Origin of the sequence: Butyrivibrio proteoclasticus B316 (genome assembly GCF_000145035.1) — a bacterium.
Taxonomy (GTDB): domain Bacteria; phylum Bacillota; class Clostridia; order Lachnospirales; family Lachnospiraceae; genus Butyrivibrio; species Butyrivibrio proteoclasticus.
Map to the genome: position 1 here is coordinate 1,557,807 of NC_014387.1, position 24,195 is coordinate 1,582,001.

The following is a 24,195-nucleotide window of genomic DNA, read 5'->3' on the forward strand; positions in this document are numbered from 1 at the left end:
ATTTTATGAAAAGAAAACCCTATGGCGGAATAACCAATATATCTAAATATCTGATGGAACAGTATGGGGAGAGAGGCGTCCTTGTCAAAAGAGGGCGCTCTGTTGTCATGGATCATAAATCCATGGAGGAAATAAGCGGAAGACGAACTAGAAACTGTTCTGTAGTAGCTGTGACAAGGGTTGTAGATTACTACCGTAAAAAGCTTAAGATTCCGGGAATTCCTGAAGATATAAGAGAAATATACAGGGATGTAGAAGAAATTGCAGAAAGCTATGGCTATAACGACAAGATTGGTACTATCCCATTTTTTATCTCAGGTATAGCCAGGGAGTCTTTTGAAAGGTATGGAATAAAGACTAAATGCAAGGGCGTTTATGTCTGGACCTTTGAAGATCAGGTGGTAAAAGAGATATCTGAGGGCAGACCGGTGATCATGAACATAGCAAGAGGATACTATAAGGATCACACTGTGGTTGTTGTGGGCTATAGTATATGGAGAGTTGGAGATAAGCTTTATCCTATCCTCAGGATCATAGATGGATGGAGAAGCGGATATCGCTATATTGATTATGAGGCATTTGCCAAAGATATATCTCAATCCATATTTGGTTCTTTTAACACGATTGTTGTAAAATAGAAATAACTATAAACGCTTATTTGTTTATTTAAGAGATGAGGGGCTTATTATGAACAAGAAAGTGATAATTGCGATAGTTGCTATCGCTTTGGTAGCTGGTGTTTCTATTGCAGCAGTCTGGGGCATTTCTGCCAATAAAAAAGATACTGCAGCTGATGTACAGAGCATTTCTGCAGATGCTACTGATGCTACAAATGAAGATAAGGGCGCTGAAAATGAGCAGGACATTGTAAGTAAGCCGGAGAGCGACGGGCAGGAAGAAGTCGAAGCTGTGGCTGAGCCTGTCACAGAGCATGTAGATAAAGTGGAAGTGTACAATTCCCGAGGCTATCAGTATAGGTGAGGGAGAGCCAGGGAAATTCTATGACAACAGTGACTTTCATGACGTCAGTCCTGTTGATATTCATTCTTTTTCAAGAGAAGATATTCCTACAAAATATGATTCGCGAAATGTAGATGGAATAAGCTATATTACTGATGTTGAAGATCAGGGGTATAGCTATTTGTGCTGGACCTATGCTTCTCTTGGCGCAATTGAAAGTGACCTTTTACTTCATAATGATGATTTATCAAGAGAATCACTTGATCTTTCTGAGAAGCACCTTGCCTACAGTAATATGCACAAGGCAAGTGGATCAGTAAACGGATACATAGACGGAGATTATCGCGAGTTTGTAAACGCAGACAATGAAGAAAACGCATGGATATTTGATTACGATACAAATTATATAGCTTCCGGGGGAGTTGCAGACTTTTGCATAAGTCTTTTAACCGCCTGGAAAGGCCCTGTTTCAGAGTCTGGAAATGATTCATTTAAGAGTATTTATGGCGAAAAGTTTCTTTTTAAGGATAATTCTGATGCGCCTTCTGATATTTTTACCAGCGAATATCATGTTCAGAACGTCTGTGAAATTCCGGCTGGGTATGCTAATAACACTATGATCAAGCAGATGATCATGGAACATGGTAGCGTTACTGCCGGAGTTTATGCTGATGACCGATTTTGGAAGGGCCATAACTCTACGCTTTATGCTGATTTTGGAGGAAAAGACATACCTACAGCAAATCATGAGGCTTTGATAGTAGGATGGGATGATGAATACAGTAAGGAAAATTTTGCAGTAACTCCTAAAGATGACGGAGCCTGGATCTGCAAGAACAGCTGGGGAGAAATGTCGGGTATTGGAGGATATTTTTATCTGTCCTATTATGACCAGACAACAGGAAGAAATAACGTAGCAGCCTATATTTCTGCTGTACCGGGTCAGGAAAACTATTATGATAACAATTATCAGGCAGCTGGCTTTCTCACATATGTGGTCAGCACTTTGGAAGATTCGGAGAATTATGTAACAGCCTATAGTCCTTCTACAAATACCTACGGAATGTTATACCGGGCTGCAGGAGACGAAAATCTAAAGGCAATAGGGCTGATGGGGCTTGAGACATATCAGCAGTATCAGTTTGATATATATGTCAATCCGGCTAAGGATGGTGATGATATTAACTTTTCGCTTCTGGGAGAGCCTGCCTTATCTATGAAAGGTTCGGCTATAAGCGGCGGATATCACACCTTTGAACTTGATAAAGATATTCAGCTTAATAAGGACGATGAATTCCTTATTCTGATAAGGCCTGTGACAGCCGGGAGGCTTATCTATGAGGCGGCTGTCGATTCTGTGAGTGCACCTAATTACGATGAATGGAAAAATCTTACCGGAAACGTTCATAACTGTTATCAGGCAAGCGGATGCAGCTATTATGTGGCTGATGATGGAACAGGTGTTACAAGACAGGATGATAAAGATTTCTTTGTTAAGGCTTATACTGTAGACAGAAAATAGAGATAAAAGAGAAGTAAACGAATAAGAAGGACATAAGAAAAAAGAGGCGGCAGCTTTGCCGTCTCTTTGAATTTTTGGGAGGAGGGCTGTTTAATGGGGAGTTAAACAGCCCAGGTATGAAAAAAGTTTTGTTGGGGGAGTGAGAATTTTTATTCTCACTATATATATCGGTGGAGTGATAAAAAACTTAACAGCATTTAGAATAAAAATTTAGATAAAAAATAAACGATAATACGCACATAAAATTGTGCAGAAATGTCAGAACGAACGTTTGCAAAAATATTAAATGTATGTTATATTGTGTTTGAATTAAAGAAAGGCACAAGATATGGCAAAGAATATAAAAGACGTAGATGAAATTAGCACAACAGATAAACTTAAGGCATTTAAATCGCTCAAGGATTCCGGCCTGAGAGTAGAGTTTAACGGCAGCGGAGTTCCAACAGTAGTATGTGCCAGAGTTGAGGATATTGACAAGGAAATTAAAAATGTCAGAAAGATTCTCAAGGAGCTCAGATATAATGGCAGCTTTGGCGTAAGAGGACCCAGGAAGACTGATGCGATCCTGACAGAAGGAGAACAGACAAGTTTAGATGAGACTGAACTTACGATTGAGGAAGCACCTTCTCTTGAGACAGAGAATACAGAGATATTAACAGCATAATGCATAATAAAACCACCTATCGATCACGATGGGTGGTTGTTTTTTTGGGAGGAGGGGTCGACCAGTGGGGAGCCGATCGACCCGGTATGAAAAAAGTTTTGTTGGGGGAGTCAGAAGTTACTCACTTCTGATAGTATATATAATAGTGTCTAAATTTGGACAAAATATGGACGGTTTATAAATAAAAAATAAAGTAAATCGAAATAATAAATAACTAGCATACGGAATATTGTTAATTTATGAATAAATATTTTTCCGATGCACGAAATATTGTATAATGAATATGTATATATAATGTTGCACTGGAAATATTAGATACATAATATTGTGGTTTGTTATACATAAAGAGGCCAAATATGGATCGATTTACCGTAAAAGATCAGAATAGTTTACTTAGCAGTCCTGTTTCATCAGGAGATTGTATGGCAGCTGCTGCACAGGCTGCAGCCAGCGATCTTCTATTTAGGATCAGGTTTGAGAATATTATTGTATATCATGGGACTGCCAGCAGAATCTATCCGGTCAAAAGAATAGATGAAAACTGCAACATCAGGCAATCTGAGTATTCCTGTCTTGTGGAAGGAGCGACGCCTCCTGATATAAAGGATAGAGCTGAAATAAGAGTATGTGTTTCATATATCGACGATTTTACTAAGATAAGCGATAAGGCGCATGTTGATCCCAGATTTGCCAATCTCTTTTTGGATGGAGCAGAAGGCATAGGAACTGCAATGGGCAAAAGACCAGGATATCAGGATGGTGAGGCACTTATTGAAAAGCCCGTTAGAGATTCTGTTTTTGAGACTGTTGCCAATGTCTGCGATATTTCTGATGGGGCTCAGCTCCTTCTCATTAAAGTCAGCTGTCCTGAAGGAATGATGATAGCTGCCGGGAATGTTATGGGACAGACCACATTTACCGGTGGGATCACTATTATGGGAGAGCATGCTACCATTTCCAAGATCCATCAGAGAGATATTACAGATTCCATAGATTTTCAGATCAAAAAGCAGGTTGATCTTGGCGTATCAAGTGTTCTTGTATCTCCCGGTAATTACTGCGCTGACAAGATCAATAGTCAGCTTCACGTACCGCTTACTACAGCTGCCCACTGTTATAATTATCCGGGACAGGCTATTGATAGCTGCGTTTCTTACGGCGTTACCAACATGCTTCTTGTAGGTAATGTAGGTAAACTTATCAAGCTTGCTGCCGGAATTACCAACACTAATTCTTTTGCTTCAGATGGCAGAAGAGAGATATTTGCAGCGCATACTGCCATAGTTGGAGGGACCTCCAGCCAGGTCAGAACAGTTATGAACTGTCTTACATGTGATGAGATATTAGCTCTTTTAACAAGCTGGGGAATAAGAGATAGAGTAATGAGCAGTATCATGAATTCAATTGCTGAATACTGCACTATCAGGAGCCGCGGAAGACTTAATCTTGCTGTTGCGCTATTCTCAGAAGAATTTGGACTATTAGGTGCAACAATTAATACCAAAAATGTTTTAGTTAAGGTGTCACAGGAACAATTTGCATTGTCACTTAAGCTAAAATAGAGTATTCTATATTAGTATACTTTTTTGTAAAGTATACGAAATTTGGCTTTAGGAGAAATTTGGGGAATGAGTAAGATTATTTTGACTGGAGATCGCCCTACAGGTAAATTACACGTGGGACATTATGTTGGATCACTTCGTAGAAGGGTAGAGCTTCAGAATTCAGGGGAGTTTGACAAAATCTTTATTATGATTGCCGACGCTCAGGCGCTTACTGATAATGCTGATAATCCTGAGAAGGTTCGTCAGAATATCATCGAGGTAGCACTTGACTATCTGTCTGTAGGACTTGATCCTGCCAAGTCTACACTGTTTATTCAGTCACAGATTCCTGAGCTTACAGAGCTTTCATTTTATTACATGAATCTTGTTACTGTTTCAAGACTTCAGAGAAACCCTACTGTTAAGTCTGAAATTGCAATGAGAAATTTTGAGACAAGTATCCCTGTTGGATTCTTCACATATCCGATCAGCCAGGCTGCGGATATTACTGCATTTAAGGCAACAACTGTTCCTGTAGGCGAGGATCAGGAGCCAATGATCGAGCAGTGTAAGGAGATAGTAAGGAAATTTAATTCTGTATATGGCGAGGCTCTTGTGGAGCCTGAGATTCTTTTACCTGATAACGCTGCATGTCTCAGACTTCCTGGTATAGATGGTAAGGCCAAGATGAGTAAGTCTCTTGGTAACTGTATTTATCTGTCTGAGGAACCAGAATCTATCAAGAAGAAGGTTATGAGCATGTTCACAGATCCTAACCATTTAAGAGTTGAGGATCCTGGTCAGGTTGAGGGCAATCCTGTATTTATTTATCTGGACGCTTTTGCCAAGGATGAGCATTTTGCTGAGTTTGCTCCGGACTATGCTAATCTTCAGGAAATGAAGGATCATTACAAGAGAGGCGGTCTTGGTGACGTTAAGGTCAAGAAATTCCTTAACAATGTACTTCAGGCAGAACTTGAACCTATCCGTAACAGGAGAAAAGAGTTCCAGAAGGATATTCCTTATGTATATGAAGTACTCAGAAAAGGTAGCCAGGTAGCTGAGGAAGTTGCAACCCAGACACTTTCAGATGTCAAGAATGCAATGAGAATCAACTATTTTGACGATAAAGAACTTATAGCTATGCAATCTGCAAAGTATGAGGAGAAAAACGACTAATGAAAAAAGTCCTTTTTGTAGCTTCTGAAGGAGTACCATTTATTAAAACAGGTGGACTTGCTGATGTAGTTGGCTCACTTCCCAAGGACATCGATAAGAGATATTTTGATGTTCGTGTGATCTTGCCGCTATATAAGTGTATTAATCAGCAGCTCAAGGAAAAGATGGAATACGTTTCCAATTTCTACATGGATTTTCATTGGAAAAACGAGTATGTTGGTATTTTCAGAGCTGAAGTAGACGGTATCAAGTATTATTTTATCGACAACGAGTTTTATTTTAACGGAATGAAGCCTTATGGCGACGACGTTTTATTTGAGATTGAAAAGTTTGCATTCTTTTCAAAGGCTGCGCTTTCAATTCTTCCTGTCATAGATTTCAGACCTGACATTATTCACTGCCATGACTGGCAGACAGGACTTGTCCCGGTTTATCTCAAAGAGAGATTCCAGGGAAGCGAGTTCTATAGAGGCATAAAGGCAATCATGACAATTCATAACCTTAAGTTCCAGGGTAAATGGGATATTAAGGCTGTTCAGGATATCACAGGACTTCCTGATTATTATTTCACTCCTGATAAGCTTGGGCTTTTCAAAGATGCCAATCTGCTTAAGGGCGGAATAGTATATGCTGATGCTATTACTACAGTCAGCAAGGCATATGCGGAGGAAATCAAGACTCAGTTCTATGGAGAGGAGCTTGATGGACTTTTAAGAGCCAGAGCTAATGATCTCAGGGGTATTGTCAATGGTATTGACTATGACGAGTTCAATCCTGAGACAGACAAGTATATTCCTTATCAGTACAATGCAATCAACTTCCGCAAGGAGAAGGTCAAGAACAAGAAGGCACTTCAGAAAGAACTTGGTCTCAAGGAAGATGAGAAGTGCATGATGATCGGTATTGTATCAAGGCTTACTGATCAGAAGGGCTTTGATCTTATCAACTATGTTCTGGATGAACTTTGCCAGGATGCTATTCAGCTTGTTGTTCTTGGAACAGGAACAGAGCAGTACGAGAATGCTTTCCGCCACTTTGACTGGAAGTATCATGATAAGGTATCTGCCAATATTTATTATTCAGAGCCTATGTCACACAAGATTTATGCTGCATCTGATGCCTTCCTGATGCCGTCACTCTTTGAGCCTTGCGGACTTTCACAGCTCATGGCTCTCAGATATGGAACAATTCCGATTGTTCGTCAGACAGGTGGTCTTATAGATACTGTTGAGCCATATAACAAGTTTGAGAGTACTGGTACAGGCTTTGGATTCCTGAATTACAATGCACATGAGATGCTTGGAACTATCAGGGAAGCTGAGCGCGTATACTATGATCAGAAGCGTGAGTGGAACAAGATGATAGATCGTGCAATGGCTGTAGATTATTCCTGGAAGGTATCTGCTGAGAAGTATCAGGAAATGTACGACTGGTTGCGACCATAAAATAACAGCAGGACGGCAGAATTAGTAAAGAATTGTTCATAAGAGTTTAATCTTTGCTCACTTCTGGCTCGTCGTAATTTGCTAAAACTCATAAAAGAAGGATAGCCTCCTTTCAACGTTGTTCAAAGAAGTCGGCTATCCTTCTTTTCTTTGTTTTGCAAATTATCTCCTATTTGTTGACACTGCGTCTGTTCTTAATCATAATATGTGGAGTGAGTCTGGATTTTTTAATTATTTAATAAAATGTTTGAAAGATAAATTATACAATGAATAAAAAAGTTGGTAATAAAGAAATGAAAAAGAGCCTTCTTATGAATGCTGGAATTTTGGCTGCAGCCGGAATTATCAGTAAAATAATAGGCCTTTTATATGGTAGTCCTCTTGCGGCGATAATAGGTGATGAGGGCAATGGCTATTATGGAACAGCTTATGAGATATATACGATCATACTGCTGATTTCTTCCTATAGTATTCCATCTGCCATGTCCAAGATTATTTCAGCGAGACTAGCTGTTGGCGAGTTTAAGACTGCCCAGAGAATATTCAGATGTGCTCTTGTTTATGTAACAATTGTGGGACTGATAGGTAGTTTATTGTTATTCCTTGGTGCAGATGTTCTTGCAGCCGGAAGAGCGGCTACAGTCCTTAGATTCTTTGCACCTACTATTTTTGTGTTTGGTTTCCTTGGAGTTCTTCGTGGGTATTTCCAGGCACAGAGAACGATGGTGCCATCCTCTGTATCACAGATTCTGGAACAGATTTTTAACGCTATAGTCAGTGTTGGCGCTGCGTATTTGCTGACTGAAATGGCGGGCTATGAAGATACATCAAAGAGAGCTGTTTATGGTGCTATAGGAAGTGCACTTGGAACAGGCTCCGGAGTATTGGTAGCTCTTTTATTTATGCTTCATATTTATCTCTTTAATAGAAAAGAGATTCATAAGAGGCTTGAATTTGATAAGCACGAGGTACTTCCTGATAAAGAAATTTACAGGCTTATCATTATGATCGTAACTCCATTTATTCTTAGTACTGCAATTTATAATTTGTCTTCTTCTCTTAATGCCACACTTTTTTCAAGAATCCTGATGAATGTCAGAAATGTAGATGAAGCTCAGGTTGCTTCCATGTATGGTATTTATGCGAGAAAAGCCAAGGTAATCACAAGTCTTCCAATAGCACTTGCAAGTGCAGCTGCTTCTGCAATGCTTCCGGAGGTTTCAGCTCTTTTGGCAAAAGGTGATAAAGAAGCGGCAAGTAATACAATTTCCAAGGTTACAAAGGTTATTCTTCTGATTGCTATTCCAAGTACTGTTGGCCTTTTTGCGCTTGCCAAGCCTTTTATCATGATCCTCTTCCCACAGAAGTCATCAATAGGAGAGGCCGCATTGCTACTTCAGATACTGGCGATCACAGTGGTGTTTTATTCCTTATCAACTATATCAAATGCGGTATTGCAGGGAATAGGCAAGGTGAATACGCCTGTTGTAAATGCTTTTCTGGCGCTTATAGTGCAGACTGTGTTATTGACACTTCTTTTACTGTATACAAACCTTGGTGGAGTGTCATTATGTATTGTTATGATCGTGTACTCACTTCTCATGTGCATTTTAAATGGTATGGCGCTTAAGAGGAGTATTACAACTAATAATGACTTCAGGAAGACTTATGTACTTCCTTCTATTGCGGCCATTGTAATGGGAATCTTTGCTTATTTATCTTACGTACTTGTAAGCTTTGTCTTTTATGCAGTCGGACGGCTTGAAGCTGTAGGTGCTATCGCTCAGGATATGAAGTTTGTAGATTATATGTATTCAAATTACTTCGTTAATCTTGTTTCAGCTATGATTGCAATGGTAGTAGCTGTTATTGTGTACTTTGTTATGCTGGTCAAGATCGGCGGAGCATCTGAATCAGAAATCAGAAGAATTCCTAAGGCATATTTGCTGGTCAATGTTATGAAGAAACTTAGGATCATGAAATAAGTTACTTGTAATATGAAAATAAAAAAAATAATAGTTATTTGAAAGGATTTGATGAACATGGCAGTAAAGAAAACAACAGGTAAAACCTCGAAAACAACAAAAAAGATCGATCTTACCAAATATACAGATTTTATTGTAGAAGAAACTTTAGCTCTTCTTAATATTGATTCACCTACAGGATACACTGAAGAGGCAGCTGCCTGGGTTAAAAAGGAATTTGAAAAGCTTGGCTTTAAGGCTGCTCAGACTAATAAGGGTGGAATTATCGTTGATCTTACCGGTAAAGATAAAGAAAATGGCCTTCTTTTAGAGGCTCATACTGATACTCTTGGTGGAATGGTAGCAACTATAAAGGGAAATGGAAGACTTCAGCTCACAAATCTTGGCGGAATGAATCCTAATAATGCGGAAACAGAAAATGTAAGAGTAGTTACCAAGTTTAACGGTATCTATGAGGGAACATTCCAGCTCAATAATGCTTCGATTCATGTAAATGGTGAATATGATGACATTAAGCGTAAATGGGATACCTGTGAAGTTGTTCTTGATGAAGATGTTAAGACCAAGGAAGAGACAGAAAAGCTTGGTGTTTCCGTTGGCGATATTGTATGCTTTGAGCCTAATGCCAGAGTAACAAAGTCTGGCTATATCAAGTCAAGATTCCTTGATGATAAGCTCAGCGTTGGAATACTTCTTGGACTTGCCAAGTATATCAAGGAAAACAAGGTTACACCTAAGAGAGCTCTTTATGCTCATATTACTGTATATGAAGAAGTTGGTCATGGCGGATGCGGAAGTGTACCGGAAGGTTGCACAGAGGCTATTTCTGTAGATATGGGTTGTGTAGGAGAGGGACTTACCTGCACAGAAAAACAGGTATCTATCTGTGCCAAGGACAGCGGTGGCCCTTACAGCTACGAGATAGTCAAGGCTCTTACCAAAGCGGCTATTGATAGCGGAGCAGACTATGCGGTTGATATTTACCCTCATTATGGAAGTGATGTAGAGGCTACACTTCGCTCAGGTAATGACTTAAGGCATGGCCTTATAGGTGCTGGTGTCTATGCTTCTCATGGCTATGAGAGAAGCCATAGAGACGGAGCAGAAAACACACTGCGCCTTCTTATTCAGTATTCAATCTGATAATGACTATATAAGTAAAAATATCCAGGGAGAGCTTAAATGCAACTAGTTAAGAAGTTTTTGCCGTATTATAAACCCTACATTGGAGTTTTTTTGCTAGATCTTTTATGTGCATCTATTTTGTCTGTAATAGATCTTGCTTTTCCACAGTTTCTCAGAATATTAAGGGCCACGCTTTTTCTGGAGGCTCCGGATATTATATTAAAAAGGCTTGGCCTGATAGCTCTTTTGCTTGTGCTCATGTATGCTATAAGATCTCTTTGCAGATGGTATGTAACATATCAGGGACATATGATGGGAGCTAAGATGGAATCCGGTATGAGGAGAGATTTGTTTGATAAGTTCGAAGAATTCTCTTTTTCATATTACGACTCGCACAATACAGGTGAGATGATGAGTAAACTGGTTTCTGACCTGTTTGATATTTCCGAGCTGGCTCACCATGGACCTGAGAATATATTTATTTCTGTGGTGAAAATTGTTGGTTCATTTATTCTTCTTATCAGGATAAATGTTCCCATGACTCTCTGTCTTGCGCTGGTAGTTGTTTGCATGGCTGTTTTTGCTATCTTCCAGAATAAGAAGATGAGGACGACCTTTAGGGATAACAGGAAGAAAATAGCGGGCATTAATTCATCTCTTCAGGATACTCTTGGAGGTATTAGGGTTGTTAAGTCATTTACCGGTGAGGAAATCGAAAAGAGTAAATTTGATGACAGTAATATAGCTTTTCTTGATTCCAAACAGGCAAATTACAGGCAGATGGCTATTTTTAATTCTGGCAACAATTTCTTTGAGGGATTGATGTTTATCACCGTTCTTGTGGCCGGAGGTTTCTTTATTGCAAAAGGGCAGATGACCGGAGAAGACCTGGCAATTTATGCTCTGTATATCAATATATTTATCAATCCGGTAAATGTTTTGGTTGAGTTTACAGAGCAGCTGCAGAAAGGTCTTGCAGGATTTGAAAGATTCATAGAGGTTGTAGAGACAAGGCCTGCAATTGTAGATAAAGAAAATGCCGCTGAACTTAAAGACGTCAAGGGTGTTATTGATTATGAGAACGTTTCTTTTTCCTATGAAAATGATGAGGCAGTCCTCAGCAATATAAACCTTCATGTAGATGCAGGTAAATCCGTCGCTATTGTTGGACCATCAGGTGGTGGCAAGACTACTCTTTGTTCACTTTTGCCAAGATTTTATGATGTAACAGGCGGTAGAGTTAAGATAGATGGTACTGATATCAGAGATGTGACACAGAAATCTCTAAGATCTTTTATTGGTATAGTTCAGCAGGATGTATATCTTTTTAATGGAACGGTAAAAGAGAATATTGCTTATGGAAGACTTGATGCGACAATGGAAGAAATTGTGGAAGCAGCCAGAAATGCTGATCTTTTGGAATTCATAGAAAGCCTTCCAAATGGATTTGATACCCAGGTTGGAGAGAGGGGAGCAAGACTCTCTGGCGGTCAGAAACAGAGAATCGCAATAGCAAGAGTGTTCCTGAAGAATCCTCCAATACTGATTCTTGATGAAGCAACCAGTGCTCTTGATAATGAGAGTGAGCGTTATATTCAGGAAAGCCTGGATAAACTGGCTTATGGCAGGACTACAATAACGATTGCACACAGATTATCTACGATACTTGGAGCTGATGAGATAATCGTTCTTGATGAAGATGGAATCAAAGAGAGAGGAAATCACAAGGAACTGATCAAAAAAGGCGGACTGTATGAGAAATACTACCGCATGCAGCTAGGTGGAATTTAATAGATTAGAGCTAATTGCTCATACTTAAGGCCGACATCTAAATGATGCCGGCCTTTGTCTGTGTGTAGAATAGAGTGGTAGTCAGATTACTTAATTATAGTCACCTTTTGCCTGATATAGAAAGATATCAATCGCTGATAAGCTTTAGCGCAGAAATATCAGGTGAAATTGCCATGGAGTAGTTGGTGTAATAAACTACAAATCCGGGCTTGGCTCCTCCGGGTTTTTTGACTTCTTTTCTCATAACATAGTCAATTTCAACCTTCTCCTGAACCTTTCCCTTTGAATAGTAGGCTGCAAGTGCTGCTGCTTCTTCGAAGGCTCTGTCCGGAACTTCTTTTCCGCCTGTTATCAGAACAACGTGAGATCCGGGAATCTTCTTGGCATGAAACCACCAGTCACCGCCATTTGCTGTTTTGAAGGTGAGCTCATCATTCTGGATATTGTTTTTTCCGACATAAATATCAAATCCATCACTACTAAGATAGTGAAAAGGCTTACTTGTGATTTTTTCTTTCCTGCCGTTTTTGCCTGTGTTGTGAGATTTGATATATCCGCTGTCAGCAAGCTCCTGCTTGATCTGAGCAAGATCGGCTTCCTTTTGGGCTATCTCCAAAGCATTCTGAATTGATTCAAGCTGGTCAATGGCTTCTTTTGTTTCCTTCATCTGTTCTTCTAAGGCTTCAGCGGTTCGCTTTAACTTGGTGTATTTGTCAAAATACTTTTTGGCATTCTGACTTGGAGTGAGGGTAGGATCAAGAGTTATAGTCACATCTTTTCCTGTATTGTAGTCATTGACAGTTATCTTTTCAGCTCCGGGTTCTGCGCTATAACCATATACAGTAAGGAGTTCTCCGTATATTCTGTACTTGTCCTTCTTTTCACTGTCCTTCATTTGCTTGAGCTGCAGATCATATTTGCGGACATTTCTTTCAAGTGAAGTCTGTACTATTTTTCTAAGGTCAACTGATTTCTGTCGTATTCTGGTTACAACATTTTTTTCGGCATAGTAGCTTTGCAAAAGGTCAGAAATAGACTCATATTCCTTGTAGGAGTATCCATTTAAATCAGAAGCCTGATTGTTAATTGCAGATTCCTGCGCAGATAGTCCTGCGCTCATACCATATAGAGTGAGCGGGATAGAAGCATATTCTTTTGGAGCATCATCTTCATATACTACAACAGGAGAAAAAGAGCCGTTTCTTACCAAATCCATCACATCACTAAATGCTCTGTATACTGCAATGGATTCTGCTGTATCAAGCGCAATTGCGGATTTGTCAGCATCTACGCCACTTCGATAGCAAATCTCCTGCGCAATAATGGGAGATAAACCGGTATAGCTTGAATAAATTGCCTTAAAAAGAGGCATTCCCTTACTAAGTACACAGGAAGAAAACTCATCTGCTGTTGTAGCAAGGGGGTTAGCCTTATCCTGTGAAGGAATAAAATATTCTCGCCCAGGTAAAACCTCTCTGACTGAACTGACAGAAGCAGGTATATGCTTGATGCTGTCGATGATGACATTGTTTTCATCAGTGAAGATAATATTACTGTACTTACCCATTATCTCAATCAAAAGAACCTTGTGGCGAAGATCACCCATTTCATCAAGATGTTCTACTTCAAAGCGGATAATTCTCTCAAGTCCGCCCGGCTGCGTGACTGACATGATGCGGCCATTCTGGATATGCTTTCTAAGGAGCATACAGAAGTTAGGGGCAGTCATTGGTGACTGCTTGCTTTCATCAGACAGATAAGCAAGCGGGAGAGAAGCATCAGCTGAAAGAACCAGCTTCTCCTGCTTAATTCCATATTTCTCTGCATTCTCAAAAGAGAGTTTAACAGTAATAAAGAGCTCATCACTCTCGGTCTGGGCTATTTTATATATGCGACCTCCTGTTAATCTGTCGCTAAAATCTCTTGTCAGGTTTGCTATAGTAATTCCATCAAAAGCCATTTCTTTTTCCTCAATCATAAAAAGATCCAAGGCTCTTTATTTCAAGCCTTGGATAGAATTGTACACTATTCTTGCCTATGGCTCAACCTGCCTGAAAGCCGACGGCCCTTTTACGTCATATCGACTTCTTGAATCATTGATTCAAGAAGTCGTACATTCTGTCGCGATAGTCGGGGGCTGTGTCGAATGCTGCGTGTCCGTATCCAATATACATGTATAGCTTGAAGTCTGGTCTGTAATCAAGATTTTCAGCAATTTCCATTGTGGCATCAGAATCAAGAACCGCATCTTCAAAGACGCCGATGGCCAGAGTGGGGCATTTGATCTTTGGTATGTCTTTGGATATATCAAAGCCTAGAATAGATTTAGCCAGAATGACAAAATTATCTAGCTCTTTGGTTGTTACACTGTTACTGACGTCAGCAAAATAGTCTTTGTAAGACTCATATACATCAGGCGGATATATCTCTTTGGCAAAGCTCTGATATAGTGTATGAGCATCGTGAGCCTTGGCAAGTTCAATCCACTTTTCGAGAACTTTTGACTGGTTTTCTTTGATGTGGGATGATGTTGATCCGAGTATAAGCTTACTTACAAGTTCCGGATATTGTATGGCTATAACCATTGCTATCATTCCCCCTTGAGATGCTCCGAAAAGGCATATGTCTTTAAGGTCAAGCTCTTTGATCGCAGCTACCGTATCTTCAGCCATTTCATAGATTGAATAATTGTCAGGAATATCTTTTCTTCTGTCGAATACATATATGGTGAATTCATCCTTGATCTTGGCGGGATATTCCGCCTCAACTGTATTTGCTGCCCCCATAACACTTTGAATACTAAGACCGGGAATCAGTACTAAAATACGTGATCCCGTGCCAAATTTGAAATAGTCCATTGTGAAGTTTTTGTTTGTTACACTGCCTTTTTCTGCCATTTGATTTCCCCTCCGAATCATGTTCATGCATTGATATATACGAATGTAACACCTTCTGTGTCAGCTTTTAACACAAATAAAAAGATATTTAAAATATGTATGCTGTTTTTCCTTGCTGTATAGATTGATCAGACTGACGATAAACAGGTCAGATACAGCTGTAAGCCCGTGTCTTTTAATATAGGATACCATCTTTTCGTATATTTTATCTATGCCGGTAGACCCGTGTCCGTGATAGCACGCAACTACATTGTTGCTGGGCAAGGAAAATGTATTTTCATTATCAGCAGGAAGAAAAGACAGACTGACAATATTGTTATATACATAGCGTTTTTTGCGCATATTTTCATAGCTCATGGTAACGCCTGTTGGAAAAGATGAAAGAGTTTTATCACCTGAAGTTTTGGCCAGATGAACAGAAATATCACCGGCTATATCTGCGACATGATATGCAGTATTGCTGTCGCGGATAGGCGTAGAAGAAATACTTATATCAGGTATAAAGTCTGTAAAAACCTTATTGTACCCATGTTCTTCGCAGGTATTTAAGATCCACATGCCAAGGTGAAGTGCACTGATTTTTTTATTTATCAAAAAGAGCTCTCTCTGCATATCAAGGATTTTGGCATTGGCAAGCTTTGTTATGGCCTCTTTTGACGAAATGTAGATCATATCCCGTATTTCCTGAATCGAGCAGCCTGCCTGACGCATTGTGGTAATAAAGAAAAAAGAACTGATCTGAGCAGGAGAATAATAGTGATATCCATTCTCAGGATCGACCCGGGGAGTTATTATTTTTTGCTCATAGTAATGTCTTAGCGTATCTCTTGTTGTGCCGCATAATTTCGCGAATTGGCTGACAGTTAAAGAATACTCTTTTTCATCGTCTTGAAAACTACTTCCCATAAAGTTTTAAACCTCATAATTTCTGAAAAAAATTACTTGACCTGGGGGCAACCCCCAAGATTATTGTAACAAAAGATTGATAATTCAAAAACTATTATTTCAAAAAGGAGAAGAAAAATGAAAGACGTAAGAGGCGTGATCGTAAAAATAATTGCAGAGTATCTTGATAAGGATGAAGAAGAGGTTTCTGTTAATTCAACCTTTACAGAGATTGGACTTGATTCTCTGGACATCATGGAACTTGTTATGCAGATGCAGGAAGAACTTGATTGTAAGATTGAACTTTCACAGGATATTACAACAATTGAGCAGCTTGCTCAGCTTATTGAGAAGCAGGGCGCAGCAGTTTGACATGCTCATGTAGTGATTGGAGGAGAAATGGAAAAAAATCCGGTTTGTGAACTATTGGGTATCAAGTATCCGGTAATACAGGGAGGAATGGCTTGGATAGCTGATGCAAGACTCGCCGCTGCCGTTTCTAATGCTGGTGGGCTTGGCCTTATAGCTGCCATGAATTCTAATGGTGAGCAGCTTAGAGAACAGATCATTGCTGCAAGGAAGCTTACAGATAAGCCTTTTGGAGTAAATCTAATGCTCATGAGTCCTTATATTGACCAGGCAGTTGATGTTGTGTGCCAGGAAGGTGTCAAGGTCGTGACCACCGGCGCAGGGAACCCTGCCAAATATATGGATAAGCTCTTATCTTCAGGCGTAAAAGTGATTTGCGTTGTAGCAAGTGTTGCTCTTGCGGTCATGGTAGAAAGAATGGGAGCAAGCGCGGTTGTTGCAGAAGGCTGCGAGTCAGGCGGCCATGTTGGTGAAACTACGACAATGGCTCTGGTACCACAGGTAGCTGATGCAGTAAATATTCCTGTAATTGCTGCAGGTGGAATAGCAGATGGAAGAGGAATGGCAGCTGCTTTTATGCTGGGCGCAAGTGCAGTTCAGATGGGAACAAGATTTCTTACAGCCAAAGAATGTAGTGTTCATCAGAACTACAAGGATAAAGTACTAAAAGCCAAGGACAGAGACACTATTGTTACAGGCAAAAGCCTTGGCCACCCGGTGAGAGCTCTTAAAAATCACATGACAAGAGAGTTCATGGAAAAAGAGAATGACAGCAGCACAGCACCATCTGAACTTGAAAAGATGGGATCCGGAGCTCTTAGAAGGGCAGCTATAGAAGGAGATGTCAGAAACGGATCCTGTATGTGCGGACAGATTGCCGGTCTTGTTAATTCAGAGGACACCTGCCAGGAGATAATCACCGGTATCTGTAATGATGCCTATGAACTCATGGGGATTAATAGTCTTAAGGTTAAACCTGCATAACAACGCAAGGTACGCTACATTTTGAGGAGACAGTATGGGAAAAATAGCTTTTTTATTTTCTGGTCAGGGAAGTCAGTATCCGGGAATGGCCAAAGATTTATATGAGAATGTTAAAGAGGTTCATGATTTCTTTGGAGTAGCTGAAGCAATCAGACCGGGAACCATCATACAGATGCTCAAGGGGACAGATGAGGAGCTTAAGAAAACCGAGAATACTCAGCCTTGTCTTTTCCTTGCAGATATTGCCGGAGCGCTTGCTCTAGAAAGCGCAGGAATATATCCGGATGCAGTAGCAGGCTTTTCTCTTGGAGAAGTTGTAGGACTTGCTGTATCAGGGGCTCTTACCAAATCTGAGGCCTTTAAGCTTGTATGTAAAAGAGCCGGCTTTATGCAGAAGGCATCTGAAGAAGTAAAGGGAAGTATGATTGCGGTCATAGGAATGGACAAGGAAGAACTGATTAGTCAGTGCCGGAAATCCAAGGTTTATCCTGTTAACTTCAACTGCCCGGGGCAGATAGTTGTTTCAGGAGAAGAAGGCAATATGGATAAGTTTAAGGAAAAACTTAAAAAATCCGAAGTGAGATTTATTGAACTTAGCGTAGGAGGTTCGTTCCACACTCCTTATATGAAAGAGGCCGCAGAAAGCTTGAAGGAAGAACTCAAAGCTTCCGGAAATTATAAGCTTACTGCTACTGATAAACCTCTCTATGCAAATAAAACAGCAAGTCCATATCCCAAGGAAACTGATGAAATGATAGATATTCTGTCTGATCAGATACAAAGCAGTGTCAGATGGGAAGATACTCTTATTAATATGGCAGAAAGCGGCGTAGATACATTTATAGAATGTGGTCCCGGAAGAACTTTGTCAGGTTTTGTAAAAAGAACTGTAAAGGGCGCCAAAATCTATAACATAAGTGATCTTAGCTCTTTAGAAAAGATAACAAGTGAGCTGGGAACGAATGAAGAATTGCAGGCAAAGGAGCAGACCTATGCTTAATGGAAAGACAGCTGTTGTTACAGGCGGGACAAGAGGAATAGGGAAAGCCATAGCCTATAAGCTTGCAGGGAACGGAGCAAATATTGCAGTAATTGCAACAAGAGAAACTGATGCAGCTAAAAAAGTAATTGATGAGTTTGCTTCGATGGGAGTAAAGGCAAGGCTCTATACCTGTGATATTAAAAATGCAGATGAGGTTGCAAGTACATCTGAGGAGATATTAGCTGACTTTGGTCAGGTAGATATTCTTATAAACAATGCAGGAATCACAAGGGATAACATTTTGCCTTCTCTTTCAACGATGGATATTGATGATGTCATTGATGTGAACCTTAAGGGGACGATGTTTGTAACAAAATCATTCATCAGGCAGTTTGTAAGACATAGATCCGGGAGCATTATAAATATTAGTTCAGTTGTAGGACTAATGGGAAATAAGGGCCAGACCAATTACTCGGCATCCAAGGCGGGAATAGTAGGGTTTACCAAGTCTGTAGCAAGAGAGTATGGCAAAAAAAATATCAGATGTAATGCGGTTGCACCCGGGTATATTGCCACAGATATGACAGATAAATTATCAGATGAACAAAAAGATATGGTCAAATCGCAGATTCCTCTTGGAACTATAGGAAGTCCGGAAAATGTTGCGGATCTTGTTCTTTTTCTTGCATCAGATTCATCAGCATATATAACAGGGGAAGTTATAAAAGTTGATGGCGGAATGTATGTGTAAAGCGCGATCATGCTTATGAGTGTTACGCAATACTAATTATCAAGGAGAAATGTATGTTCAGAGTTGTTGTTACGGGTTTGGGAGTTATCACACCTGTAGGAAATGATATAGAAACCTTTTGGGACAGTCTTAAAAACGGAAAATGCGGAATTGGAAAAATAGAGCGTTTTGATGCATCAAGATTAAAGGTAAGTCTCGACGCAGAAGTAAAAGATTTTGAACCAAAGAAATACTATGAAACGGTACAGGAAATAAGAAAGTCAGATCTTTTCATGCAGTATGCAATGGGAGCAGCCAGACAGGCTGTTGAGCAGAGTGGAATATTAGAGTCTGACCTTGATAAAGAGCGCTTTGGCGTTTATGTAGGAACCGGAATCGGCGGTATTAACACGACTATCAAAGAAAATAATAAGCTAAATGATAAGGGCCCTGATTTTGTATCACCTTTTTTCGTACCGATGATGATCAGTAACATGGCTGCAGGAGCAATTTCAATCAAATTTGAGGCAAAAGGCCCTACACTTCCTGTAGTCACTGCCTGTGCTACTTCAACACACACAATAGGCGAGGCATTCAGAGCTATCAAGCACGGCTATGCAGATGTAATAATCGCAGGAGGAGCAGAGGCTTCTATCAATGAGCTTTCAATGGCAGGCTTTGTAAACTGCCAGGCTCTTAATCTTTCCGATAATCCTGAGGAAGGAAGTCTTCCATTTGATAAAAGACGCGGCGGTTTCGTAATGGGTGAAGGTGCCGGAATGCTGATACTTGAGGAATATGAGCACGCCAAAAAGCGTGGAGCTGTAATCCTTGCAGAGGTCACCGGCTATGGTAACACTTCTGATGCATATCACATTACAGCACCTGATCCCGAAGGGGCCGGAGCATGCAGAGCTATTAAGGCGGCTGCCACAGAATCAGGAATAAAAGATAAGGACCATCTGTATATCAATGCACATGGTACAGGAACACATTTAAATGATGCAATGGAGACAAAGGCAATTAAAAAAGTATTTGGAGAAAAAGCCTACGATATTCATATTAGTTCTACCAAGTCAATGACAGGACATATGATGGGGGCAACAGGTGCTGTCGAAGCAATTGCTTCTGTTCTTGCTCTCAAAAACGGAGTGGTTCCTCCTACCATTAACTACAGGGAAAAAGATGAAGAGTGTGATCTTAACTATACTCCAAACACAGCAGTAGAAACTGATCTTGATTATGCCCTTAGCACATCACTTGGTTTTGGCGGACATAATGCCTGTATTGCATTTAAAAAGTATGACAGGAATGAATAAGCAAAGATCAACATTTGCTGTGACCTGGTGAGAATATGATACGAGGTGATTAAAAATGACAAATACTCTCAAGGATTATGTTGATGCTTTCAGGGTTCTTGGCTTATCTGAATTATCTGTAGAGGATGATGGAGTCAAGCTGGTTCTAAAAAAGAATTCTTCATTTGAACCGGTAATTCTTTCCTCAAATATAAGTGAAATAAGTGAAAAAGGAAAAGAGCCTTCCAAAGAAGATATTAAAAGCGGAACAAGAGTTAAAGCGCCCTTACTTGGAGTTTTCTATGCGGAAGTAAATGGAAAAATCTGGAAAACTGGAGACAGGGTTCAGAAAGGCGATATCCTATGCAGTATAGAAGCAATGAAGATGATGAATGAGGTCAAAGCTCCATGCGATGGCGAGATTTTAAGTATAAACGTCAAAGATGGCGATCTTGTCGAATACGATCAGGTTTTATTTGAAATATCATAAAGAGGTTTTTATGAATAAAGATGAAATTATGAAGATCCTTCCGCACAGAGATCCTATGCTCCTTGTGGATGAAGTGATCCTTAATGAGGATGGTACTGCAACCGGCATATATCATGTAAGAGGAGATGAGTTCTTTTTAAAGGGACATTTTCCGGGAAAACCTATAGTTCCCGGAGTTATTCAATGTGAGATTATGGCTCAGTCAGCCTGCATTCTCTTTGCGGAAAAGATGAAGGAAAAAGGAGCTCTTCCTGTATATACAGGAATTGATAAGGTCAGATTTCGAGGAATGATCAGGCCCGGGGATACAATAAACACCCATGTTGAACTAAAAAGAGCATCTCATCCACTTTATCTTCTGCATGGTGAACTTACAGTGGATGGTAAAAAATGTATGAGTGGCGATTTTTCTTTTGCTATCACTAATAGTGGGGAGTAAGTCTATGTTTGAAAAAGTACTCATTGCAAATCGAGGAGAGGTGGCAGTCAGAATAATCAGAGCATGCAAGGAAATGGGGATAGAGACTATCGCGGTGTACTCTGAAGCTGACAGGCAGGCACTTCATGTGGAAATGGCAGATGAGAGCTATTGTATTGGAGGCCCTCTTTTAAAAGATAGCTACCTAAATATGGATGCCATAATCACTGTAGCTCTTAAGACCGGCGCTGCTGCGATTCATCCTGGCTATGGGTTGCTATCGGAAAACCCGGAATTTGCCAGAAAATGTGAGGAAAACAATATCGTACTAATTGGCCCAGGCTCTGCTGTCATGGAAAAAATGGGGCAGAAAGAACTTGCGAGAGAAATTGCTGTAAAGGCAGGAGTGCCTGTTACGCCGGGAAGTGACATATTAGAAAGCCTTGATATGGCTTATTTAGCGGCAGAAAAAATAGGTTATCCTGTTATCTTAAAAGCAAGAGCAGGAGGCGGCGGAAAAGGAATCAGAGTGGTAAGGGAAAAAGGAGAATTATCGTCAGCTTATGACCTTGTCAAAAAGGAAGCTAAAAGCTCTTTTTCCGATGATGCTGTATTTATGGAAAAGTATCTGGAAAACGTTAAACATGTGGAAGTCCAGATACTTGGTGACTTAAAGGGCAAGATAATTGTCCTTGGTGACAGGGACTGCTCTGTGCAGAGAAAAAATCAAAAACTTATTGAAGAATGTCCTGCTCCGGTTCTATCAGACGAGCTTAGAAGGCAGATGTATGAGGCATCTAAGAGACTGGCTTCTGAAGTTGGCTATGTGACAGCAGGAACAATAGAATACCTGGTAAAAGGTTGTTCTTTTTACTTTATGGAGATGAACACCAGATTACAGGTTGAACATTCTGTAACGGAAATGGTCTCGGGAGTTGACATAGTTGAGTGGCAGATCAGAACTGCAGCAGGTGTGGAAATAAGCTTCGATCAGGATGAGATTTTCAGCAACAAACATGCTATTGAATGCAGAATATGTGCTGAAAATTCTAAAAACTTTACTCCTTCAACAGGAAAGGTTGAAATGCTCCATGTTCCCGGAGGCGTAGATGTGAGATTTGACTCAGCTCTTTATACAAATTATGTAGTAACTCCGTTCTACGACTCTATGCTTGGGAAACTTATTGTGTGTGCAGGCTCAAGAGACGGTGCAATCCGTAAGATGAGAAGTGCACTTTCTGAATTTGTTCTAGTGGGAGTAGATAATAACAGGGACATGCACATGAAATTCATGAATGACAACAAATTTATTGCAGGTAATTATGACACAACTATCTGTCAGAAGGTTTTATAAAATGGACTTAAAAAAGCTATTTTTAAAAGCGGATAATGAGCTTGAAAACAGTGAAAAAAGAATAAGAAGCAGGAAAATTACCTGCAAAAAGTGCCAGAACAAAACATCGGTCAATAAGATCAGACGAAATTTCTTTATTTGTCCGGAGTGCGGATACTATTTTCCTGTTAGAGCAAGGCGCAGGATACTGATGCTGACTGATGACAGAAGCTTTATTGAACATGATAGGGAGATGGAGTCGCGAAATATTCTTGATTTTCCAGAGTACGAAGATAAGCTATCTGCAGCCAAAGAAAAGAGCCGTGAAAACGAAGGAGTTATAACAGGTGTTGCCGAAATTGGAGGAATCAGAACCTGTATTTTCGCAATGGATGGCAATTTCATGATGGGCTCAATGGGAGCGGTAGTTGGAGAGAAGATCACAAGACTTTTTGAGCACGCTGCAAAAGAGATGCTTCCTGTTGTAGGTGTTACGGTTTCAGGCGGCGCCAGAATGCAGGAGGGAATGATATCACTTATGCAGATGTCCAAGGTATCAGCAGCTGTCAAAAGACATAGCGATAAAGGCGGGCTTTATATAGTTCTTTTAACCAATCCTACAACAGGCGGGGTGGATGCAAGTTTTGCAATGCTGGGAGATATCACTCTATCCGAACCTTTGGCAAGAGTTGGCTTTGCCGGCCCAAGAGTTGTTGAAAAGACACTTAACACAGCTCTTCCGGATAATTTTCAAATGGCTGAAAGAGTTAAAGAATGCGGATTTATTGATGCGATCGTTCCAAGACAGGAGCAAAAGAAATATCTGGAAAGACTTTTGAAGTTTCATGATATCTATAAATGAAAGAAAAGGATAAGTAATGACGGATATAGAGATAGTCAGAAATGCCAGAAAAGAAGGCAGAAAGACTGCAAGTGATTATATAGAAGGCTGCTTTACTGATTTCTGTGAACTTAGTGGCGACAGATACTTTGGCGATGACAGAGCAGTTATTGGAGGAATTGCTTTTTTGTCGGATATTCCCGTTACTGTGATCGGAATAGAAAAGGGCAAGGATACTCAGGGACGAATTGAGCACAATTTCGGAAGCGCAAGACCTGAGGGTTATAGAAAGGCTCTGAGACTCATGAAACAGGCAGAGAAATTTCACAGACCGGTGATATGCCTGGTTGACACAGCCGGCGCTTTTCCTGATGTAGAGTCTGAAGAGCGCGGACAGGGAAGGGCAATTGCGGATAACCTTTATGAAATGTCGACGCTTCAAACGCCCATTTTATCTATAGTTATAGGAGAAGGCGGAAGTGGCGGAGCACTGGCCCTTAGTCATGCAGATAGGATATGGATGCTTGAAGATGCCTATTTTAGCGTGGTTTCCCTGAAAGCTGCTCAATATCCTATGGAAAACAACGGATAAGCAGATGTTGCTGCAGAGCGCTGGGACTATCTGCGGACAAATTATATAGCCTTGGGATCATAGATAAGATCTGTACTAATAAAGAATGGGATAAGTTTTCTGCTGAAATATATACGCAGGTTAAGAGCTTATGAATATTCGGACAGACAGGCTTATAGACG

Annotated in this window: 23 protein-coding genes; 20 read left to right on the forward strand and 3 right to left on the reverse strand. The window is 40.3% G+C overall.

All coding sequences use genetic code 11. The annotated features are described in order from the left end of the window. Positions 1–5 precede the first annotated feature (5 nt). The 10 genes from BPR_RS06375 (at position 6) to BPR_RS06420 (ending at position 12,215) form a co-directional block, all read left to right on the forward strand. Positions 6–638 (forward strand): C39 family peptidase, encoded by a 633-nt coding sequence (locus BPR_RS06375; protein ID WP_013280643.1) that lies wholly within the window; start codon positions 6–8, stop codon positions 636–638. A 49-nt stretch (positions 639–687) separates the two neighbouring features. After that, on the forward strand, positions 688–981 hold the full coding sequence (locus BPR_RS06380) for a hypothetical protein (protein ID WP_013280644.1): 294 nt from the start codon (positions 688–690) through the stop codon (positions 979–981). An 82-nt stretch (positions 982–1,063) separates the two neighbouring features. Further along, positions 1,064–2,482, forward strand: coding sequence for a C1 family peptidase (locus BPR_RS06385; protein WP_275450177.1), 1,419 nt, complete (start codon positions 1,064–1,066; stop codon positions 2,480–2,482). A 328-nt stretch (positions 2,483–2,810) separates the two neighbouring features. Next, positions 2,811–3,146, forward strand: coding sequence for a hypothetical protein (locus BPR_RS06390; RefSeq protein WP_013280646.1), 336 nt, complete (start codon positions 2,811–2,813; stop codon positions 3,144–3,146). A 356-nt stretch (positions 3,147–3,502) separates the two neighbouring features. Next, positions 3,503–4,708, forward strand: a complete 1,206-nt coding sequence (locus BPR_RS06395) for a cobalt-precorrin-5B (C(1))-methyltransferase (protein ID WP_013280647.1) — start codon at positions 3,503–3,505, stop codon at positions 4,706–4,708. Between the two features lie 66 nt (positions 4,709–4,774). Next, positions 4,775–5,869: a tryptophan--tRNA ligase gene (gene trpS / locus BPR_RS06400; RefSeq protein ID WP_013280648.1), complete on the forward strand. Its 1,095-nt coding sequence runs from the start codon at positions 4,775–4,777 to the stop codon at positions 5,867–5,869. Further along, the gene (gene glgA / locus BPR_RS06405) at positions 5,869–7,314 is read left to right on the forward strand and encodes a glycogen synthase GlgA (RefSeq protein WP_013280649.1); all 1,446 of its coding nucleotides are present in this window, start codon (positions 5,869–5,871) and stop codon (positions 7,312–7,314) included. The genes trpS and glgA overlap by 1 nt, the downstream gene beginning before the upstream one ends. Before the next feature lie 266 nt (positions 7,315–7,580). Continuing rightward, positions 7,581–9,299, forward strand: coding sequence for a putative polysaccharide biosynthesis protein (locus tag BPR_RS06410; RefSeq protein WP_013280650.1), 1,719 nt, complete (start codon positions 7,581–7,583; stop codon positions 9,297–9,299). A gap of 57 nt (positions 9,300–9,356) precedes the next feature. Then, positions 9,357–10,442 carry a M42 family metallopeptidase gene (locus BPR_RS06415; RefSeq protein ID WP_013280651.1) on the forward strand — a complete coding sequence of 362 codons (1,086 nt, stop codon included), beginning with the start codon at positions 9,357–9,359 and terminating at the stop codon, positions 10,440–10,442. A gap of 39 nt (positions 10,443–10,481) precedes the next feature. Beyond that, positions 10,482–12,215, forward strand: a complete 1,734-nt coding sequence (locus BPR_RS06420) for an ABC transporter ATP-binding protein (RefSeq protein WP_013280652.1) — start codon at positions 10,482–10,484, stop codon at positions 12,213–12,215. A 127-nt stretch (positions 12,216–12,342) separates the two neighbouring features. Here the strand turns inward: BPR_RS06420 and BPR_RS06425 are convergent, their stop codons facing one another. The 3 genes from BPR_RS06425 to BPR_RS06435 form a co-directional block, all read right to left on the reverse strand. Then, the gene (locus BPR_RS06425) at positions 12,343–14,175 is read right to left on the reverse strand and encodes an Rqc2 family fibronectin-binding protein (RefSeq protein WP_013280653.1); all 1,833 of its coding nucleotides are present in this window, start codon (positions 14,173–14,175) and stop codon (positions 12,343–12,345) included. Positions 14,176–14,308: 133 nt separating this feature from the next. Next, a complete protein-coding gene (locus BPR_RS06430) occupies positions 14,309–15,112 on the reverse strand; it encodes an alpha/beta fold hydrolase (RefSeq protein WP_051525929.1) in 804 nt (267 codons plus the stop codon). 60 nt (positions 15,113–15,172) lie between these two features. Beyond that, the gene (locus BPR_RS06435) at positions 15,173–16,018 is read right to left on the reverse strand and encodes a MerR family transcriptional regulator (RefSeq protein ID WP_013280655.1); all 846 of its coding nucleotides are present in this window, start codon (positions 16,016–16,018) and stop codon (positions 15,173–15,175) included. Positions 16,019–16,135: 117 nt separating this feature from the next. Between BPR_RS06435 and BPR_RS06440 the strand changes: the two genes are divergently transcribed. The 10 genes from BPR_RS06440 to BPR_RS06485 are packed head-to-tail and all read left to right on the forward strand — an operon-like array spanning position 16,136 to position 24,034. Beyond that, positions 16,136–16,369 carry an acyl carrier protein gene (locus BPR_RS06440; RefSeq protein WP_013280656.1) on the forward strand — a complete coding sequence of 78 codons (234 nt, stop codon included), beginning with the start codon at positions 16,136–16,138 and terminating at the stop codon, positions 16,367–16,369. Positions 16,370–16,396: 27 nt separating this feature from the next. Then, a complete protein-coding gene (gene fabK, locus BPR_RS06445; RefSeq protein ID WP_013280657.1) occupies positions 16,397–17,350 on the forward strand; it encodes an enoyl-[acyl-carrier-protein] reductase FabK in 954 nt (317 codons plus the stop codon). 34 nt (positions 17,351–17,384) lie between these two features. Next, positions 17,385–18,350, forward strand: a complete 966-nt coding sequence (locus tag BPR_RS06450) for an ACP S-malonyltransferase (RefSeq protein WP_013280658.1) — start codon at positions 17,385–17,387, stop codon at positions 18,348–18,350. After that, positions 18,343–19,083 carry a 3-oxoacyl-[acyl-carrier-protein] reductase gene (gene fabG / locus BPR_RS06455; RefSeq protein WP_013280659.1) on the forward strand — a complete coding sequence of 247 codons (741 nt, stop codon included), beginning with the start codon at positions 18,343–18,345 and terminating at the stop codon, positions 19,081–19,083. The genes BPR_RS06450 and fabG overlap by 8 nt, the downstream gene beginning before the upstream one ends. A 53-nt stretch (positions 19,084–19,136) precedes the next feature. Further along, the gene (gene fabF, locus BPR_RS06460) at positions 19,137–20,381 is read left to right on the forward strand and encodes a beta-ketoacyl-ACP synthase II (protein ID WP_013280660.1); all 1,245 of its coding nucleotides are present in this window, start codon (positions 19,137–19,139) and stop codon (positions 20,379–20,381) included. Between the two features lie 55 nt (positions 20,382–20,436). After that, positions 20,437–20,850 (forward strand): acetyl-CoA carboxylase biotin carboxyl carrier protein, encoded by a 414-nt coding sequence (locus BPR_RS06465; protein WP_013280661.1) that lies wholly within the window; start codon positions 20,437–20,439, stop codon positions 20,848–20,850. A 10-nt stretch (positions 20,851–20,860) separates the two neighbouring features. Next, the gene (gene fabZ / locus BPR_RS06470; protein ID WP_013280662.1) at positions 20,861–21,289 is read left to right on the forward strand and encodes a 3-hydroxyacyl-ACP dehydratase FabZ; all 429 of its coding nucleotides are present in this window, start codon (positions 20,861–20,863) and stop codon (positions 21,287–21,289) included. A gap of 4 nt (positions 21,290–21,293) precedes the next feature. Next, positions 21,294–22,622, forward strand: a complete 1,329-nt coding sequence (locus BPR_RS06475) for an acetyl-CoA carboxylase biotin carboxylase subunit (protein ID WP_013280663.1) — start codon at positions 21,294–21,296, stop codon at positions 22,620–22,622. Between the two features lies 1 nt (position 22,623). Further along, the gene (locus BPR_RS06480; protein ID WP_013280664.1) at positions 22,624–23,463 is read left to right on the forward strand and encodes an acetyl-CoA carboxylase carboxyltransferase subunit beta; all 840 of its coding nucleotides are present in this window, start codon (positions 22,624–22,626) and stop codon (positions 23,461–23,463) included. A 16-nt stretch (positions 23,464–23,479) separates the two neighbouring features. Continuing rightward, on the forward strand, positions 23,480–24,034 hold the full coding sequence (locus BPR_RS06485) for a carboxyl transferase domain-containing protein (protein WP_013280665.1): 555 nt from the start codon (positions 23,480–23,482) through the stop codon (positions 24,032–24,034). Positions 24,035–24,195 lie beyond the last annotated feature (161 nt).

What these genes read in the sequence shown, in the direction of transcription:
- BPR_RS06440 (WP_013280656.1), top strand. Translation starts at nt 16,136, where the DNA reads ATGAAAGACGTAAGAGGCGTGATCGTAAAAATAATTGCAGAGTATCTT.
- BPR_RS06480 (WP_013280664.1), top strand. Translation starts at nt 22,624, where the DNA reads ATGGACTTAAAAAAGCTATTTTTAAAAGCGGATAATGAGCTTGAAAAC.
- BPR_RS06390 (WP_013280646.1), top strand. Translation starts at nt 2,811, where the DNA reads ATGGCAAAGAATATAAAAGACGTAGATGAAATTAGCACAACAGATAAA.
- BPR_RS06465 (WP_013280661.1), top strand. Translation starts at nt 20,437, where the DNA reads ATGACAAATACTCTCAAGGATTATGTTGATGCTTTCAGGGTTCTTGGC.
- BPR_RS06450 (WP_013280658.1), top strand. Translation starts at nt 17,385, where the DNA reads ATGGGAAAAATAGCTTTTTTATTTTCTGGTCAGGGAAGTCAGTATCCG.
- BPR_RS06415 (WP_013280651.1), top strand. Translation starts at nt 9,357, where the DNA reads ATGGCAGTAAAGAAAACAACAGGTAAAACCTCGAAAACAACAAAAAAG.
- BPR_RS06395 (WP_013280647.1), top strand. Translation starts at nt 3,503, where the DNA reads ATGGATCGATTTACCGTAAAAGATCAGAATAGTTTACTTAGCAGTCCT.
- trpS (WP_013280648.1), top strand. Translation starts at nt 4,775, where the DNA reads ATGAGTAAGATTATTTTGACTGGAGATCGCCCTACAGGTAAATTACAC.
- BPR_RS06420 (WP_013280652.1), top strand. Translation starts at nt 10,482, where the DNA reads ATGCAACTAGTTAAGAAGTTTTTGCCGTATTATAAACCCTACATTGGA.
- BPR_RS06375 (WP_013280643.1), top strand. Translation starts at nt 6, where the DNA reads ATGAAAAGAAAACCCTATGGCGGAATAACCAATATATCTAAATATCTG.
- fabF (WP_013280660.1), top strand. Translation starts at nt 19,137, where the DNA reads ATGTTCAGAGTTGTTGTTACGGGTTTGGGAGTTATCACACCTGTAGGA.
- glgA (WP_013280649.1), top strand. Translation starts at nt 5,869, where the DNA reads ATGAAAAAAGTCCTTTTTGTAGCTTCTGAAGGAGTACCATTTATTAAA.
- fabK (WP_013280657.1), top strand. Translation starts at nt 16,397, where the DNA reads ATGGAAAAAAATCCGGTTTGTGAACTATTGGGTATCAAGTATCCGGTA.
- BPR_RS06425 (WP_013280653.1), bottom strand. Translation starts at nt 14,175, where the DNA reads ATGGCTTTTGATGGAATTACTATAGCAAACCTGACAAGAGATTTTAGC.
- BPR_RS06380 (WP_013280644.1), top strand. Translation starts at nt 688, where the DNA reads ATGAACAAGAAAGTGATAATTGCGATAGTTGCTATCGCTTTGGTAGCT.
- BPR_RS06430 (WP_051525929.1), bottom strand. Translation starts at nt 15,112, where the DNA reads ATGGCAGAAAAAGGCAGTGTAACAAACAAAAACTTCACAATGGACTAT.
- BPR_RS06475 (WP_013280663.1), top strand. Translation starts at nt 21,294, where the DNA reads ATGTTTGAAAAAGTACTCATTGCAAATCGAGGAGAGGTGGCAGTCAGA.
- fabG (WP_013280659.1), top strand. Translation starts at nt 18,343, where the DNA reads ATGCTTAATGGAAAGACAGCTGTTGTTACAGGCGGGACAAGAGGAATA.
- BPR_RS06410 (WP_013280650.1), top strand. Translation starts at nt 7,581, where the DNA reads ATGAATAAAAAAGTTGGTAATAAAGAAATGAAAAAGAGCCTTCTTATG.
- fabZ (WP_013280662.1), top strand. Translation starts at nt 20,861, where the DNA reads ATGAATAAAGATGAAATTATGAAGATCCTTCCGCACAGAGATCCTATG.
- BPR_RS06435 (WP_013280655.1), bottom strand. Translation starts at nt 16,018, where the DNA reads ATGGGAAGTAGTTTTCAAGACGATGAAAAAGAGTATTCTTTAACTGTC.
- BPR_RS06485 (WP_013280665.1), top strand. Translation starts at nt 23,480, where the DNA reads ATGACGGATATAGAGATAGTCAGAAATGCCAGAAAAGAAGGCAGAAAG.